Source organism: Salegentibacter sp. UBA1130, assembly GCF_002311535.1.
Classification (GTDB): Bacteria; Bacteroidota; Bacteroidia; order Flavobacteriales; family Flavobacteriaceae; genus Salegentibacter; species Salegentibacter agarivorans.
Genome location: NZ_DCAP01000022.1, coordinates 71420 through 88413, shown reverse-complemented (window position 1 = coordinate 88413; position 16994 = coordinate 71420). Strand labels below are relative to the sequence as shown.

Below are 16994 nucleotides of genomic sequence, written 5' to 3'. Positions count from 1 at the left end.
CAGTTATTTTAATGTTATTATCCATAAGGGTTTTTAGCATTAAAAAGAATTTTAAGAATAAACGTATTGCCATAGTGGGAGCTGCTGATTCAGTTTTTGATGAAAAAAATGGCGATTTTATTGATTCCTATGATATTGTAATTAGAATAAATAAAGCAGCACTGCTTTGGGATAAAGAAAAGTCAGATTATTTAGGCTCTAAATTCACCTATTTATATCATAGTTTTTATGAAAATAGTTATAGCGGAGGAGGCCCAATAAATTTTGGAGAATTTGAAGATTTGGGGGTGCAAAAAATAATACATCCAAATTCAGATTTTAAAGGTTTAAGAACACATCTTAATTTTTATAAGAGACATTTGAAGCTTAAGAAAACATATGTATTTCCACCTGTATTATATAAGAAAATAACAAAAGATTTGGTAGGCTTTCAACCCACCGTGGGATTTTCGGCTATTTATAGTGTGCTAAATTCAGACTTTAAAGAATTATATTTAACTGGTTTTACCTTTTTTAAAAGTCCTTATGTACCAGGATATCGTGATGAATTTAGAGATAAAAAAGCAAACGAAGAACATATTAAAAAACAAGGGATTCACCATCCTGACAAAGAATTTGAAGTTTTTAAGATGTTGTTACAAAGATCTAAAAATCGTAGAATAATTCTGGATTCTCGATTGCAAAAACTTATAGAATAATTATGCGCATACTTTTTTATACAACATCATATTTTGCAAAACATGGTGGTAGCATTCAATCTATAGAATTGCATAAACATTTAAAGAAGATTACTGCTGTTGAAGCTATTGAGATATTTCCGGAAAAAAATGAGAGAATGGCCGTTGACGGGAATATGAAAATTACTTTTAGAGAGCGTTTAAGATCTTTAGGTATTTTTCAAACTTTGTCATTTTTTCGAAGAAACCGATTTTATTTAAATTCTTTAACCAAAAAAATTGAAGTTTTTAAACCTGATGTGGTGTTAATACGAATTGATTCCAACTTTCTCCAGATAGGTTACTTAAAAAAAAAATTCCCCAATCTTATTATCTGTGCTCAGATTAATGGATCCCCTTTTGATGAAAGTTATAAAAATATTGCTTTTAAAAGATATTTTCTTCAACTTCAACACAAAGCTTATCAAAAAAGTGATCTTAATATTTTTATTTCTGATTATTCAAGAAAAAATATAATGGGACCAGATCATAGCCGAGATAAAAATTTGGTTATCCATAACGGAACGAATGTTGCAAAATTTTATCCCATTTCTAATAGACAAGAATTACGTGCAAAATTAGGTTATCCTGAAGATGCCTTTATTTTTGGATATATAGGTACTCTGGATTACCATAAAAAAATGGAAATTCTAATGAATTCTTTCTATGACTTACAAAAAAAATATCAAAATATATTCCTAATTATAATTGGGGATGGACCTGCATTTCAAAAAATAAGGCAAAGTATAGATCAGTTGGGATTAAAGGATAAAGTTAGTATGTCGGGTTGGTTGGATCATAAGGATATTAATGAGCATATTAATTGTTTTGATGTAGCCGTTCATCATTATGCAAATCCTTATATGAATCCTTTAAAAATTTTTGAATATCTCTCTGCCGGTTTACCTGTAATTGCGCCTAACATTCCATCTATTCGTAATTCCTTTAAAGATGGTAAAGATTTATTAATTACTATGGCTAAAGAAGATTCTCTAAAATCAAAAATGGAGGAGATGATGAGTAATAAAGCCTTGAGAATTCGTTTAAGTAATAAACAGGACTTAATAAAAAAAGTCGAGAATAATTTTACCTGGCATAAATATGCAGAAAGAATTTTTAACAGCATACAGGGAATTCAAAAAGGCAATTAATTATTAGAGTTTTAATAAATAGTAAATATTACTTTTGCATTTCCAAAAACTAAATTTATGCCCAAAAAACTCATCCGTATAACCACAATCCCTCTTTCCCTGGAAAAGCTCCTTGAAGGTCAGCTCACTTATATGAACCAATATTATGAGGTAACCGCGGTTGCAGCTGAAAAAGAACGTCTGGAAAAGTATGGAGAAAAAAATAAAGTAAATACTTTCTGGGTGGAAATGACCAGGGCCATTACCCCAATACAAGATCTTAGAGCCGTTTGGAAGCTTTATAAATTTTTTAAAAAGGAAAAGCCGGAAATTGTTCATACGCACACTCCAAAAGCGGGGATTGTCGGAATGTTGGCCGCTACATTAGCTGGTGTTCCTTTGCGCTTACACACGGTAGCAGGACTACCGCTTATGGAAACTACCGGCACAAAACGAAAAATATTAGACCAGGTTGAGAAATTCACCTATAAATTAGCGACGAAAGTTTATCCAAATTCAAGGGGCTTAAAAGATATTATTTTAAAAGAAGGTTTTGCTATAGAAAATAAACTAAAAGTGCTGGGAAAAGGAAGTTCCAACGGAATTGACACCTGGTATTTTGATCCGTTTCAATTTGATGCAACCCAGAAAAAAAATAAAAGAGAATCCTTAGGTATCCCTCAAGATGATTTCATCTTTATTTTTATTGGGAGATTGGTTAGTGAAAAAGGTATAAATGAACTTGTGGAGGCTTTTAATAGGTTACAAAGGGAAAATGAGAATATTTCCCTGCTTTTGGTGGGGCCTTTTGAAAAAGAACTGGATCCTTTAAAAGAAGAAACTTTCAAAACTATTCAAAAACACGAAAAGATATTCACTACGGGTTACCAGGAAGATGTTCGACCTTATTTAGCTGTCTCAAACGCATTGACATTTCCCAGTTATCGGGAAGGGTTTCCTAATGTGGTAATGCAGGCTGGAGCTATGAACCTTCCGGCAATAGTTAGTAATATTAATGGTTGTAACGAAATTATTGTTGAAGGAATTAACGGAGTGATTATTGCTGTTAAAGATACATCAGCCTTAATTACTGCTATGAAGTTATTTGTAGAAAATAAAAATTATACCGAAAGATTATCTTCAAATGCCCGTGATGAAATTTGTAAATATTATGAGCGAGAGGAATTTTGGCAAATACTGTTAAAGGAATACAAAAGCTTAGAACGGGAGTATATAAAATCTTAATTTTGGCCAGGCCAATTTTTGCAGTATAAATTCCTAAATACACCTATGTATAGGCACTTTTTTAAAAATTTACTTGATTTTTTAATTGCTTTTACGGCATTATTAGTGCTTAGTCCGTTATTAATTCCAATTATAGTTTTATTAGCTTTGGCGAATCGTGGAAAACCTTTCTTTTTTCAAAAAAGACCTGGTAAAGATGAACGTATTTTCAGCATTATTAAGTTTAAAACCATGACAGATGAAAAGGATAGGAATGGAAATCTGTTGCCCGATGATAAAAGATTAACCGGCGTAGGTAAATTTGTAAGAAAAACATCTATAGATGAAATTCCACAGTTAATTAATGTCTTAAAGGGAGATATGAGTTTAATTGGTCCCCGGCCGTTATTGCCTCAGTATTTGCCATTATATTCCGAAAGGCAAAGAAAACGTCACGAGGTAAAACCCGGAATCACTGGTTGGGCCCAGGTTAATGGTAGAAATGCAATAAGCTGGACTAAAAAGTTTGAATATGATGTGTGGTATGTAGAAAACTTATCTTTTGGTTTAGATGTTAGCATTATCTTTAAAACAATTAAGAAAGTAATTATTTCTGAAGGAATAAATACCGCCAATATGGCGACTACGGAAGCTTTTAACGGAAAAAATTAAAATGAATATTTACGGAGCCAGCGGTCACGGAAAAGTTGTTTTTGATATCCTAAGTAGTAGGAATATTCAGGTTGATTCAGTTTTTGATGACAATACAGAAATTACAGAATTTCTCGGTTTTAAAGTGACACATGAGCCTAGTGAACATCAGCTAAAAACTTCTTCAGTTTTGGCTATTGGTAATAATATAATTAGAAAACAAGTTGCCCGTAGATATAGAGGTTTAATAGCTGAAGCGGTAAGTCATTCTTCAGCCATAATTTCTAAAATTATCGAGCTGGGTAAGGGCACTGTTGTCATGCCGGGAGCTATAATTAATGCAGGTACAAAAATTGGCGAACATTGCATTATCAACTCTGGTGCGGTTGTTGAACACGACGTGCACCTGGAGAACTTTGTACATATAGCTCCAAATGCGGTATTAACTGGAAATGTTAGTGTGGGAGAAGGAACACAGGTAGGAACTGGTGCCTCAATTATTCCGGGTGTGAGAATAGGAAAATGGGCATCTATTGGTGCCGGAGCAGTAATCATTGAGGACGTGCCAGACTTTGCTGTGGTTGTTGGCAATCCTGGAAAAATAATAAAATACTTAAATGAATAAAGATAAAATTTGGTTATCATCTCCACACATGGGCGGAAATGAGCAAAAATTCGTCAATGAAGCTTTTGAACAAAATTGGGTAGCACCTTTAGGCCCCAATGTAAATGGTTTTGAAGAGGATATAAAGAATTACCTTTTTAAAGAATCTGGGAAAGAAGGTGCCGTGGCCGCTTTAAGTTCTGGAACAGCGGCATTACATCTTGCTTTAATTATGATAGGCGTCAAAGCCGGAGACGAAGTGCTTTGCCAGAGCATGACATTTGCTGCTTCCGCTAATCCTATTGCATATTTGGGAGCTACTCCCATCTTTATTGATAGTGAAGAAGAAACTTTAAACCTTTGTCCAAATCAACTTAGAATAGCTATTGAGGATAGAATTTCAAAAGGAAAAAAACCAAAAGCAATAATTGCCGTACATTTATACGGAATGCCTTATCAAGTTGAAAAAATAAATGAAATAGCACGGGAATTTGATATTACTGTAATAGAAGATGCTGCTGAAGCTTTGGGCAGCACCTATAAGGGTGGGAAATGTGGAACGTTTGCAGAATGTGCAATTCTTTCATTTAATGGAAATAAAATTATCACTACTTCCGGTGGTGGAGCCCTGATTACGAAATCTCAAACTGCTAAGGAGAAAGCGGTATTTTTAGCCACCCAGGCTAGAGATGCTGCACCACATTATCAGCATAGTGAAATTGGATATAATTATAGGTTGAGTAATATTTCTGCGGGAATAGGTCGTGGCCAAATGCAGGTTATAGATAGCCGGGTAAGTGCACGGAGACAAATGCACGATTTTTATGTAGATTTGTTTTCTGAAATAGAGGGAGTTAAGGTTTTTGAGGCTCCTAATAAAGATTATTTCGCCAATCATTGGCTAAGTGTGATCACTATTGATGAAAATAAGTCGGGTGGAATAAGTAGGGAAGATTTGCGTTTACACCTCGAAAAACTAAATATTGAAAGCAGACCTCTCTGGAAACCAATGCATATGCAACCGGTATTTGAAGATGCTGCTTTTTATGGAACAGGGGTTGCAGAGCAATTATTTAAAGACGGACTCTGTTTACCATCGGGTTCCAATTTAACCGAGGAAGAACGAAACCGAATTAAATCTGGAATTTTATCCTGTTTTAGTAACAGAAGTTAATAGAATTATGGGCAATAAAATTAATAAGGCACTAAGAAATATTTTATCGGGTACCGATAATGCCCTGGATTTAAGAAATATTAAATACCTGCCAAGATGGGCAGTATATTTAATAGATCTTTCCTTAGTTGCTATTTCTACATTGTTTACTGTTTTAATTATAGTAGATCTTACTCCAAATTACTATACAATGCTTAGTTTTTATGATAAAGCATTTATCGTAATTGGTGTCCATACTTTCTATTTTTATGTATTTAAGACGTATGCGGGAATTATTAGGTATTCTTCCAATATAGATGCACTAAAATTACTATTAGCCACAATTAGTTCGTTTATCACGTTATTGATTATTAATTACGTTACTTTTTTCATCGTCGGTCAGAAGGTGTTTTTAGTTGGAGGCTTATTAATTAATTTATGTATTTCATTCTCTTTGCTTTTCCTTTTTAGATTGGGGGTAAAACAGATCTATGAATATTTTAAATTGGTGAGCCGGGATGAGGATATATTGAATGCCGTGATCCTCGGGGCCGATGAAAATGCAATTTCCATTGCCGGAGCCCTGGATATTGAAATTCCGAGAAGATTTAAAATAGTTGGTTTTTTAACTAACGAAAAGCATAATAAAAGCATTAGGCTACTTGATAAACCGGTAATTAACTATTCAGCTAAAATTCATAAAGCAGTAGAATCGGTTAATGCAGATGCTATAATTCTTTCTGAAAATAGTTTTACGGCTGAAGAAAAATTCAATTTTGTAGAAGATTGTTTAGAGCACAATATTAAAGTCTTTAATGCGCCAATTGTTTCTACCTGGGGGGAAGATAACCAACCAATCGCGAAAAAAGTGAAATCTTTACAAATTGAAGATCTTTTAGAGCGGGAACCCATAAGACTTAATCCGGAAAATAAAATTGAGCAATTAACCGGTAAAACAATTTTGGTAACCGGGGGAGCTGGTTCTATAGGAAGTGAAATTGTAAGGCAGGTTGCAAAATATAACCCTAAGAAATTAATAATTCTAGACCAGGCTGAAACGCCCTTACATTCCTTAAGTCTCGAAATTCAGGCGAAATTTCCTAAGCTTAAATGCAAATTTATTATTTGTGATGTAGGCAATTTTAAACGCCTTGAATTAATGTTTCAAAACCAGGGAATAGATGTAGTTTATCATGCGGCGGCGTATAAGCATGTTCCGTTGATGGAGGAGAATCCTCACGAGGCAGTTTTTGTAAACATACAGGGAACAAAAAATCTTGCCGATCTTTCTTTAAAATATCAGGTTTCTCATTTTGTAATGGTTTCAACGGATAAAGCCGTGAATCCGAGTAATGTTATGGGAGCATCTAAAAGAGCTGCTGAAATGTACGTGCAATCGCTTTATCACTCCCGAATAAAAGGAAATCCTGGCACAACAAAATTTATTACCACTCGTTTCGGAAATGTTTTAGGTTCCAATGGTTCAGTAGTTCCATTATTTAAAAAACAAATTGAAAAAGGTGGCCCGGTAACTATAACCCATCCAGATATTATAAGATATTTTATGACCATTCCCGAGGCCTGTCAATTGGTTTTAGAAGCAGGTGCTATGGGAAAAGGAGGAGAGATCTTTATTTTTGATATGGGAGAACCGGTAAAAATTATGGATTTAGCCATAAAAATGATTAAACTTGCGGGTTATGATCCTAATAAAAATATTAAAGTTAAGATTACCGGTTTAAGGCCGGGGGAGAAACTTTATGAAGAATTGCTGAACGATGAATGCAAGACACTTCCCACACATCATAAAAAGATTATGATAGGGCAGGAAGTTGTAAGGGATTATGAACACATTAGTGAAAGAATTGAAAGCATTATTAAATCGGCCAATACCTTAAAAGCTGATAAAATGGTAAAGAAATTAAAAACTCTTATACCGGAGTTTAAGAGCAACAATTCTATGTTTGAAAGCCTGGATAATAAAGAAGAAGTAATAAGTAAATAAATATAATTGAATGTTTAAATCAATTAGGAAACTTGGATTGTTTCTTATTTCGAGTATTATAATTTCAAGTTGTGCCACTAAAGATGACGTGGTGTATTTTCATGGATCAGAAAGTCTCGAGGGTAAAGAAAACCTGTTGGATTACGAACCACGAATTGAAGCAAACGATGTTTTACGTATCAATGTTTCTTCATCTTCTGTGAATGAAGAGATAGTAGAACCGTTTCGTATGAATCAGCAAGGACAAGGCAGCGGCGGTGGTGGCGGTGGCCAAAATCTCTCTTTAACGGGTTATTTAGTTAGCCCGCAAGGAACTATTAATTTTCCTGTCCTCGGAACCGTAGAAGTAGAAGGCTTAACCCGAACAGCAATTCAGCAGAAATTGGAAGATCAGATTTCAGAATATGTAAGGGATCCCGTCGTAGATGTTAGAATCGTCAATTTTAGTGTAACAGTGTTAGGAGAAGTTGGTTCTCCCGGCAGAGTCCAAATTACCGATGGACGTATTACTATGCCCGAACTGATTGCCATGAGCGGGGATATTACCTATAACGGTAGGCGAGAGAATATTAAGATTATTCGCGAAGTAAATGGTATTAAAACTGTTGGACATATTGATATGACGGAATCTGATTTGTTTGATAGTCCATTCTTTTATCTTAAACAGAACGACCTGGTGTATGTAGAACCAACTTATAGAGCTGTTAAATCAGCTGGATTTTTTACCAGCTACCAGGGTATAATTTCAGTAGGAACTACTATTATTAGTCTTTATCTTTTAATCAATAATCTGTAAATGGAAGAACTAAACGACTTCACCGAAGAGAAGGAAGAATCGAGTTTTGATCTAAAAGCAGAGATTTATAAGTATTTAACTTATTGGAAATGGATTCTTTTAGGTTTTCTGATTGGTGGATTATTGGCCTATTTATATAATAGATATACAATCCCAAAATATAGTACCCAGGCTACGATGATGATCGTAGACGATCAGGAAAAAAATGCAATGAATGCTACCCCGTCTGGTGGTGGGGCTATTTTTTCTTTAGAAGATGACGGAATTCAAAATCATATTGAAAAACTTAAGTCTAAACAACTTGTAGAAAGCGTAGTTGAGGAATTAGGTCATAACATCAGCTATTTTATAGAGGGAAATGTAATCACTGTAGAAGCTTATAAATCCAGCCCTGTTCTTATAGAATTTATTACACCAGATACACTTGTACACTCAGCATCCAGAAATCTGGTGGTGACACCCAATTCAGATACCTCTTTTACCCTAGAAGAAGAGTCCACTGGATATTCTGAAAATCACAATATTGGAGAAGTTATTAAATTAGATGATCTGGAATTTACAATTCTTCCCAAATCAGGTGAAGAAGAAGGTACTTTTAGAAAAACGAGTTCTGTAAATATTAGAATTCAACCTTTGCGCTCAGTAGCTGCAGATTATATTTCCAAACTTCAAATTGCTCAAAAAGGTCAGGCCAAAGATATTTTAGCTTTAGGTATGGTGCAGGCATCATCAGAGAAATCGGAAGATTTTTTGAATAAATTGATGGAGCGTTTTAATGAAGAAGGAGTAAAGGATAAACAAGAGGTTGCAGAAAATACTACCAAATTTATTCAGGATAGGCTTGAAATGATCACTACCGAATTGGACTCGGTAGAAGTAGGCATAGCTGAATTTAAGCGTGAGAATCGGTTGATGGATATCTCTAGTGGAGCTTCAGAATTCCAATCAAAATTTTCTGCAGCAGAGCAGGAAATTTTTGCTTTGGAAACGGAATTATCCCTGCTAGAATCTATAGAAGAGGTTTTACGAAATCAAGGAAATTATGAGTTATTACCGGAAGTAGGGATAAGTGAAGGTGGTGTTGCTGGACTAATAAACTCATACAACACGCTTGTGATGGAGCGTAATATGTATTTAAAAGCCGGAACTGAAAAAAATCCTATTGTAGAAACTATAACCGAGCAACTTGATAGTTTACGAGAAAATCTATATGAGAATATAGCAAGCACAAGGCGTTCGATTAATGTCAGGCTGAGGGAACTTAATCAACGGGAAAATGTCGCCCAGGGCCAGTTTAGCACCTTCCCCGGTTTGGAAAAAGGGATGCGAAGTATAGAACGGCAACAGCAAATTAAAGAACAGCTCTATTTATTTCTTTTACAAAGAAGGGAAGAAGCCGCTATCTCCTTTGCAGCTACCGCTTCTGTTGCAAGAGTAATTGATGAGGCATTTACGAATAACTCACCGGTAGATCCGAAACCCTGGTTGATTTTGGTAGGTGGATTTCTAATTGGATTAATTATTCCTATTCTTATCATTTTCCTTAAGAATATGTTAGATACTAAAGTTCACCATAAAGGAGAATTGCAAAGTCTAACTAAACATGTGCCATTTATTGGGGAAGTACCTCGAATAGCCAGTGATCAAAGTGAGCAGATTGAACTTAATGATAGATCTCCCCTGGCAGAATCCTTTAGAATTTTAAGAACCAACCTGGCGTATCTAATTCAGAATAAAAATAAAGATCGAGGTGAGGTGATTTTTGTTACTTCTACTATTAAAGGAGAAGGAAAAACATTTGTTTCGTATAATATGGCCCGAACTTTACGTAGTACTGGAAAAAAAGTTCTTTTAATTGGAGCCGATATTAGAAATCCTAAATTGCATCGTTATGCCGATATTACTGTAGGAGAGAAAGGGCTTTCAGATTATTTATATGATTTTGACGTGACTGAAGATCAAATAATTTCTAAAGACCAGGATAGCAGTATAAAAATGGATATGGTGCTTTCAGGACTGATACCTCCAAACCCTGCAGAATTACTAATGAACGACCGTATGGAGGAGCTTATAAATTATGCGGCGAAGCTTTATGATTATGTTCTGGTTGATACTGCACCAACAATGATCGTTACAGATACCTTATTGATTAGTCCATTAGCTGACACTACGCTTTATGTGGTGCGTGCAGATCTAACTGATAAGAAAATGCTTGATTTTCCGAAAGAACTCAAGCAACAGGGAAAAATTAAAAGTCCGGCGATAATTCTGAATGATGTAGATTATTCTAAATTCTCTTATGGAGCGAAATACGGTTATTCTTATGGCTATGGTTACGGCTATGGTGTAGATAAAGAATCCCGTTGGCAGCGAATAAAAAATAGAATGTTCGGTAAGAAATAATCACCACTAAATTTGGTGGGGAAATAAAATAAAATCCAAAGCTTTATTTAATTAAATAAAGCTTTGGATTTTTTAATTACCGGCTCAATTAACTTTACCTGATTTTTCTTCAGTTTGATATTTTTTATTTTCTCAAGATGTTCCATACGGTGAGCATCGCTACTAATAAAATCTATCATTCCGTTTTCAAGTAGTTGTAATGCTTTTTTGTGGATACCCGTCCCGTAGTGAGTGCTTAAAGAAAGCATATTAAGTTGAAACTTACAGCCTCTTGCTTTTAAATCTTCATATTTATTGAGGCTGTTTCCATGGTAAAACGCATACCGCTCTGGATGCGCTAAAATTGGTTTCAGATTTTTATTTTGAATTTTAAAAAGGATTTCAGCTAAATTAATTGGCGCCTGGAAATAAGACATTTCAACTAAAACATAGTTATCTACTACATTTAATACGTTTTCCTTTTCTAACTGATCTATTAAAAATTGATCCATCATATACTCTCCAGCAGCTCTTATTGAGTTTCCTTTAGGTAAATTAGTTTTTATCTTTTCCAGGGCTGGAAGTATTATCTCTGGTGTATTTGGATAGAACTCTCCCATTACGTGGGGGCTGGCTACGAAATCGGTTATTCCAAATTCGTTAAATTTTTGGATCATACTCAAAGAATCTTCAACTTCTTTAGCACCATCGTCTATTCCAGGTAACAAATGGTTATGGAAATCGGTAAAACCTTCCATTAAATCGGCTAAGAATATTTTTTTCTGAAAAATGGATAGCATTTCTAAGTTTTAGAAGCATAAAATTACATATTTTTAAATCAAATTAAGCATATTTAAAATGTCTTAAAACCTACTTATGAAACACTTTTATCTTACATTTTTATTTTCGCTCTTATTTTTATCGGTTAATGCCCAGCAAATAGATTTTAAGGGCCATGTAAATGCTACCGGCTTACTTTTTAGTGAAGACAATTCTCCTTTTTGGTTACATACCAACCAACGCGGCAGAATAGATGAACTTACTAATTTTTCTGGATTAGCCAATGTTTCAGGGATTTATAGATTTTCTGAAAATGCTAGTTTAGAAGGAGGTTTGGGAATGCTTTATCAAGATGGTTTTACTGATAAATTACAATTAGACGAGTCTTACCTTGCCTTTAACAATTCCTGGTTGGAAATTGTTGCAGGAAGAAAACAACGTACAGAATTGTATAGAGGACTAAGCGCTACAAATCAAAGTATTCTATGGTCTTTTAATGCTAGACCATTACCCGGAATAAGATTTTTTACCAAACGCCCAATCTTTTTTAAAGACAATCGTGGGCTCGGTTTTGAAGCTTCCCTGGAAGAATATTTTATGGATGACGAGCGCTATGTTGAAGATACAAGACTTCATCATAAAAGCTTTCATTTAGTTTATAAATCTTCACCGCAATTCCAAATTTCAGCCGGGTTAAGGCATTTTGTTCAGTGGGGTGGCACCCATCCCGAATTTGGCGATTTACCTTCAGATTTTAAGGCTTATACAAGAGCCGTTACGGGTAGAGGAGTGGGAGATGATACCGGCGATGGAATTTCTGAACAGGAAATTAATGGCCTGGGAAATCATTTGGGAAGCTACGAGGTTAATATTAAAACTATTTTGGCCAATTATAATGTTGAAATTATTTACAACCATTTATTTGAAGATGGCTCTGGAAGTTTACTTAGAAATACACCAGATGGCCGCTATGGGGTTTTTATTGAAGATCCTACAGCAGCTATAGATTCCTGGATTCAGGCGGTGATGTACGAATTTTATTATACTAAAAACCAAAGTAAGAACACCCCAACAACAGATGGTCAGGATAATTATTTTAATAATAACCTGTATCGCTCTGGATGGACCTATGAGAATAGAGTTTTAGGTCTGCCGTTTATCACCCTGGGTCCAGATAGGTTTAGAATAACTAATAATAAAGTACTTGTTCACCATATTGGTTTAAGCGGAATGGCTTTCAGTAAAATTCCTTACAAATTCCTAGGGAGTTTTAGAAAGAATTATGGAGGTAAAGGAAGCGCTAACACAAACGGGCAACATATAGTTTCAACTTATCTTGACTTAAATTTGTTACAAAATATAGTTAATCTAAATCTTCAATTGGGAGCTGATTTTGATGAAATTGAAGGTTCTAATTTTGGCGCAGGAATTTCTGTTTCCAAATCATTTTTATAACAGCGCCGGTAACTTTAAGCTCCCCCAATGAAGAAATGCACCACGCCTGTATTAAAAATAAATGAAGCGTATAAGATTTTAACCTGGAATTCTTCTGCGGAAATTTTTGTAAGAGAAAATTTAAATAAACGCTTAGCAACTCAACTTGGTATTGCAAAAGTTTTTTCTTCAGAAATATCTAAAAAATTTAAAAATGATTTTTCTTCAGGCGATGGTATTTTTCATAAGCTATATTCATTTTCAGAAACAAAGAATTTAAAAATACTGTGTAGTCCCTGTTTAAACGAAAATGGTGATGTTGAAGCTTTTTCTATATGTTTAAAATTAGTCGATAAAAATGATGCTGTCTCACCCGAGAATATAATTCAGGCAAAAAATGTAGTAGAAAACTCTTCATTAGCAATTTTCCTTTCAGATCCTAACGGGCCGGTTATAGAGGTTAATAAAGCTGCTTGTAGGATGTTCGGTTATACTTTTGAAGAATTTAAGCGGCTAAGCAGGGAAGACATTATACTTAAAAACGAAAATTTAAAGAATGCGCTTAACCAAAGAAATTTGGTGGGGGAATTAAGACATGAATTAACAGGAAAAAAGAAAAATGGAGAGAATTTTCCGTGCGAAGTACACTCGGTTATCTATACAAATCATAATGGAGAACAGAGAACCAGTACTGCAATTATAGATATTTCAGACAGGAAAAATCAGGAAATAATTGCAGAAAACAGTATGCAGGCCTTTCAATCTTTATTCGATTATAATCCCGATGCAGTATATTCCTTTGATCTTATGGGGAATTTTATCGATTTTAATGAAACTGCATTAGAATTTATTGAAGGAACAAAAGAAAATGCGAAAGCGGCGAATTTTTTGCCTTTAATAGCTCCGGAAGATAAAGAGCGCGTGTTGAATATTTCTCTTAAAGCCGCTTCAGGAGAGATTCAGCGTTATCACACTAATTTTATTGGTCTTAAAGGGACTAGAAGAGTTCTGGATGTCACGAATTTTCCCATATATGTTAACCGAAAAATCACTGGTGTATATGGTATTGCCAAAGATATTACCCGGCAGGTTGAAATTGAACAGAAATTAAGGGAAGAGCGTAATATGTTCCGGGCAATTATAGATTATATTCCAGACCATATATTTGTGGTGAATCAAAATCACGAAATAATTTTAACCAACTATGCTTTTTACAATAATTATTTAGGTGCTGAAACTGAGGAAAACAGTTTAGGGCTAACTCCCAAAGATTTTTTTCCAGAAAAAGAAGTTTTAGAAATAATAGATGATAATACGTGGGTGATGAATTCGGGCGTCCCTATTATAAATCGTGAAGATATTATTAGAGATTTTAATGATAAAATTGATTATACGCTTTTAACTAAAGTGCCCTTTAAGTTTGGAGATAATAAAAAAGGATTGGTGGGAATTTCCAGGAATATTACTGAAATAAAACAAAAAGAAGAAGCCTTAGAATTATTAAACCGTGAGTTAAAAAAACATACGGAAGAGCTTGCACTCTCTAATAAAGAACTCGAGCAGTTTGCTTATATCGCATCACACGATCTTCAGGAGCCGCTTAGAATGGTAACCAGTTTTCTTACACAACTTAAGAAAAAGTACAGCGATCAACTGGATGAGAAGGCCCAGCAATATATTCATTTTGCGCACGATGGTGCTACCAGAATGCGACAAATAATATTAGATCTACTTGAATATTCAAGGGTTGGGAGAGGAGAGTATCAAGTTGTTGAAGTAAATACTAAAAATTTGGTTTCTGAAGTTTTATTGCTTCAAAAAAGATGTATTGAAGCGCAAAATGCAGAAATTAAATTAGGAGAACTACCAGATTTAAAAGTTGAAGAACTTCCTTTAAAACAGTTATTTTCTAATTTAATAGGAAATGCCTTAAAATATCATTCTAAAGATCGGCGGCCAGTTATAGAAATTTCAGCTGAAGAAAAAGATGTTTACTGGGGATTTAAAATAAGCGATAATGGTATAGGAATTGAGGAAGCATTTAAAGAAAAGATATTTGTGATTTTTCAGCGTTTACATCATCGTGATGAATATGAAGGCACTGGAATAGGATTAGCAATTTGTAAGAAAATTGTAGACCACTTTGGAGGTGAAATTTGGGTAGAATCAGCGTATGGTAAGGGTAGTAGTTTTTATTTTACAATCCCAAAACAATTTTAGTATATTTACTAATCCATGTAATTTAAATTCCTATTGTTTAGTCCGGGTTACCTTGTCTTTTCAATTTATAAGCTGAAAAATTTTTCAGAAGTTAGCTATTAAATTACTGAGGTTTAAAATTATTTTAAATGACGAAAAATTCCGGGGAATTAAAAATCTTGGTTATTGAAGATAACCCAGGTGATTTTATGCTTATTGAAGATTACCTGTCTGAAGAACACCATGCCCTGGAAATACAGCGTGCCGAGAACTTTAAAATTGCTAAAACGATTCTTCAGAAAACTTCAGATTTTGATACTGTTTTACTCGATTTATCGCTTCCAGATATTAATAATACTGAATTACTTGTAAAAGATATTCTTGCATTTTCTAACGGAACGCCCGTAGTTGTACTTACCGGTTATACCAATAAAGATTATGGCGTAAAAACACTTTCCTGGGGAGTTTCAGACTATTTGCTGAAAGACGAAATAAATGCCTCCATTTTATCTAAAAGTATCCATTACAGCATGGAACGGAGGAAAGTACAGCACCAACTCTATGAATCTGAAGAAAAATACCGAACTCTCTTCGATTCAAGTCCGCTGCCAATGTGGGTTTTAGATAGGAATACTCTGGAGTTTTTAAGTGTAAACCAGGCTGCTATAAATTTATACGAATATACCCGCGAAGAATTTATGCAGATGTCTGTAAGGGATTTATGGGCCGATGATGAAGCGAGAATTGAAGAAACTGTAGAAGAAAATTTTCACGATTTTTTTACTTTAAAAGTCAAGCATTATACAAAAAGTAGAAACCTGCTTTATATAGATGTGCAGAGCAATCCTATTCTATTTGGTGGGCGCGAAGCCAGGGTTACTCAGGCGCATAATATCACTGAAAAGTTAAAAGCCGAAGAAAAATTAAGGCACAGCCAGGAGCGTTTTAAAGCCCTGGTTCAGGATGGTAGCGATCTTATAAGTATTATAGATCAAAATTTTCATTATGCTTATGTAAGCCCCAGCGTAAAGAATATTTTAGGAGTAGATCCCGAAAAAATTGAAGGTAGAAATGTATTTGACTTTATACATAGGGAAGACCGTGATAAAATTGAAGGCAAAATCCAGTATTTAGGCAGCAGAAAATCCTATCAGTTACCTTCCTATAGATATAAAGATGGGAAGGGGGAGTGGCGTTGGTTTGAAACCATAATTAGTGATTTAAGAGATGATCCTGCTGTAAAAGGATTAATTGCAAACTCCAGGGATATTACTAAAGCTAAAGTACAGGAACAGCAATTAAGGGAAAGCCTGGAGCGGTACGATATCGTTGCTAAAGCCACCAGTGACCTTATTACCGATTTTGATGTTGAAAAAAATGAATTTCAGTATAGCAATGCCATATACGATATTTTTGGTTACTCCCAGGAAGAATTAGAAACCTCAAAAGAATGGTGGCAGGATAGAATTCACCCTGAAGATAAACCACGCGTTATTGAAGCTGCTAAAGGAATATACGAGCGCGGGCAAAAGATTCTTGGCATAGAATACCGTTTTAAATGTGCAAACGGAGAATACAAATACATTCTTGATCGTAGCTATGTAATTACCGATGCTACCGGTAAACCCTCGCGTATAATTGGTTCTATGCAAGATATTACCGAAAGAAGAAAATACATTAATGCTATAGAGCGCAGTAACGAAAGGCTTCGAGAAATAGCATGGACACAATCTCACGTAGTGCGGGCGCCATTAGCCAGAATTATGGGGTTAATAGAATTACTGAAAAATCAGAGAAATAATCTTGATAATATTGAGGAAATTATAGATAATATCTTAAATTCGTCTGAAGAGCTTGATAAAGTGATTAGAAAGATCACCATTAAAACTGAAGAAGAATTCTAAGCTCTAGCCCTAAATT

13 protein-coding genes are annotated in these 16994 nt (G+C 34.7%); 12 read left to right on the top strand and 1 reads right to left on the bottom strand.

Annotation, left to right across the window (positions count from 1 at the left end; translation table 11 throughout):
• The first annotated feature begins 11 nt into the window (after positions 1 to 11).
• Genes B4F31_RS08775 through B4F31_RS08735 form a run of 9 tightly spaced genes read left to right on the top strand, consistent with a single transcriptional unit; the run spans position 12 to position 10682 of the window.
• Positions 12 to 698: a glycosyltransferase family 29 protein gene (locus B4F31_RS08775; RefSeq protein ID WP_286761112.1), complete on the top strand. Its 687-nt coding sequence runs from the start codon at positions 12 to 14 to the stop codon at positions 696 to 698.
• Positions 699 to 700: 2 nt separating this feature from the next.
• On the top strand, positions 701 to 1867 hold the full coding sequence (locus tag B4F31_RS08770; RefSeq protein WP_286761111.1) for a glycosyltransferase family 4 protein: 1167 nt from the start codon (positions 701 to 703) through the stop codon (positions 1865 to 1867).
• A 57-nt stretch (positions 1868 to 1924) separates the two neighbouring features.
• A complete protein-coding gene (locus B4F31_RS08765) occupies positions 1925 to 3091 on the top strand; it encodes a glycosyltransferase family 4 protein (RefSeq protein ID WP_286761110.1) in 1167 nt (388 codons plus the stop codon).
• Between the two features lie 45 nt (positions 3092 to 3136).
• The gene (locus B4F31_RS08760; protein ID WP_286761109.1) at positions 3137 to 3742 is read left to right on the top strand and encodes a sugar transferase; all 606 of its coding nucleotides are present in this window, start codon (positions 3137 to 3139) and stop codon (positions 3740 to 3742) included.
• Position 3743: 1 nt separating this feature from the next.
• A complete protein-coding gene (locus tag B4F31_RS08755; RefSeq protein WP_286761108.1) occupies positions 3744 to 4346 on the top strand; it encodes an acetyltransferase in 603 nt (200 codons plus the stop codon).
• Positions 4339 to 5499 carry a DegT/DnrJ/EryC1/StrS family aminotransferase gene (locus tag B4F31_RS08750; RefSeq protein ID WP_075326575.1) on the top strand — a complete coding sequence of 387 codons (1161 nt, stop codon included), beginning with the start codon at positions 4339 to 4341 and terminating at the stop codon, positions 5497 to 5499. The genes B4F31_RS08755 and B4F31_RS08750 overlap by 8 nt, the downstream gene beginning before the upstream one ends.
• Positions 5500 to 5506: 7 nt before the next feature.
• Positions 5507 to 7483 (top strand): polysaccharide biosynthesis protein, encoded by a 1977-nt coding sequence (locus B4F31_RS08745; protein ID WP_286761107.1) that lies wholly within the window; start codon positions 5507 to 5509, stop codon positions 7481 to 7483.
• A 10-nt stretch (positions 7484 to 7493) separates the two neighbouring features.
• On the top strand, positions 7494 to 8279 hold the full coding sequence (locus tag B4F31_RS08740) for a polysaccharide biosynthesis/export family protein (RefSeq protein ID WP_075326577.1): 786 nt from the start codon (positions 7494 to 7496) through the stop codon (positions 8277 to 8279).
• Positions 8280 to 10682, top strand: coding sequence for a GumC family protein (locus B4F31_RS08735; protein ID WP_286761106.1), 2403 nt, complete (start codon positions 8280 to 8282; stop codon positions 10680 to 10682). It abuts the gene before it with no gap.
• 47 nt (positions 10683 to 10729) lie between these two features.
• Here the strand turns inward: B4F31_RS08735 and B4F31_RS08730 are convergent, their stop codons facing one another.
• Positions 10730 to 11461, bottom strand: coding sequence for a tyrosine-protein phosphatase (locus B4F31_RS08730; protein ID WP_286761105.1), 732 nt, complete (start codon positions 11459 to 11461; stop codon positions 10730 to 10732).
• Positions 11462 to 11537: 76 nt separating this feature from the next.
• Here B4F31_RS08730 and B4F31_RS08725 point away from each other — a divergent pair, with 76 nt between their 5' ends.
• The 3 genes from B4F31_RS08725 to B4F31_RS08715 all read left to right on the top strand — a co-directional run bounded on the left by B4F31_RS08725 (position 11538) and on the right by B4F31_RS08715 (position 16978).
• A complete protein-coding gene (locus B4F31_RS08725) occupies positions 11538 to 12896 on the top strand; it encodes a capsule assembly Wzi family protein (RefSeq protein ID WP_286761104.1) in 1359 nt (452 codons plus the stop codon).
• 27 nt (positions 12897 to 12923) lie between these two features.
• Entirely contained in the window at positions 12924 to 15095 is a 2172-nt protein-coding gene (locus B4F31_RS08720) for a PAS domain-containing sensor histidine kinase (RefSeq protein WP_286761103.1), read from the top strand.
• Between the two features lie 128 nt (positions 15096 to 15223).
• Positions 15224 to 16978: a PAS domain S-box protein gene (locus B4F31_RS08715; RefSeq protein WP_093302364.1), complete on the top strand. Its 1755-nt coding sequence runs from the start codon at positions 15224 to 15226 to the stop codon at positions 16976 to 16978.
• The last annotated feature ends 16 nt before the right edge of the window (positions 16979 to 16994 follow it).

Coding starts and splice junctions, on each gene's coding strand:
- B4F31_RS08730 (WP_286761105.1), bottom strand. CDS start 11,461: ATGCTATCCATTTTTCAGAAAAAAATATTCTTAGCCGATTTAATGGAA.
- B4F31_RS08750 (WP_075326575.1), top strand. CDS start 4,339: ATGAATAAAGATAAAATTTGGTTATCATCTCCACACATGGGCGGAAAT.
- B4F31_RS08765 (WP_286761110.1), top strand. CDS start 1,925: ATGCCCAAAAAACTCATCCGTATAACCACAATCCCTCTTTCCCTGGAA.
- B4F31_RS08745 (WP_286761107.1), top strand. CDS start 5,507: ATGGGCAATAAAATTAATAAGGCACTAAGAAATATTTTATCGGGTACC.
- B4F31_RS08760 (WP_286761109.1), top strand. CDS start 3,137: ATGTATAGGCACTTTTTTAAAAATTTACTTGATTTTTTAATTGCTTTT.
- B4F31_RS08770 (WP_286761111.1), top strand. CDS start 701: ATGCGCATACTTTTTTATACAACATCATATTTTGCAAAACATGGTGGT.
- B4F31_RS08735 (WP_286761106.1), top strand. CDS start 8,280: ATGGAAGAACTAAACGACTTCACCGAAGAGAAGGAAGAATCGAGTTTT.
- B4F31_RS08775 (WP_286761112.1), top strand. CDS start 12: ATGTTATTATCCATAAGGGTTTTTAGCATTAAAAAGAATTTTAAGAAT.
- B4F31_RS08740 (WP_075326577.1), top strand. CDS start 7,494: ATGTTTAAATCAATTAGGAAACTTGGATTGTTTCTTATTTCGAGTATT.
- B4F31_RS08755 (WP_286761108.1), top strand. CDS start 3,744: ATGAATATTTACGGAGCCAGCGGTCACGGAAAAGTTGTTTTTGATATC.
- B4F31_RS08715 (WP_093302364.1), top strand. CDS start 15,224: ATGACGAAAAATTCCGGGGAATTAAAAATCTTGGTTATTGAAGATAAC.
- B4F31_RS08725 (WP_286761104.1), top strand. CDS start 11,538: ATGAAACACTTTTATCTTACATTTTTATTTTCGCTCTTATTTTTATCG.
- B4F31_RS08720 (WP_286761103.1), top strand. CDS start 12,924: ATGAAGAAATGCACCACGCCTGTATTAAAAATAAATGAAGCGTATAAG.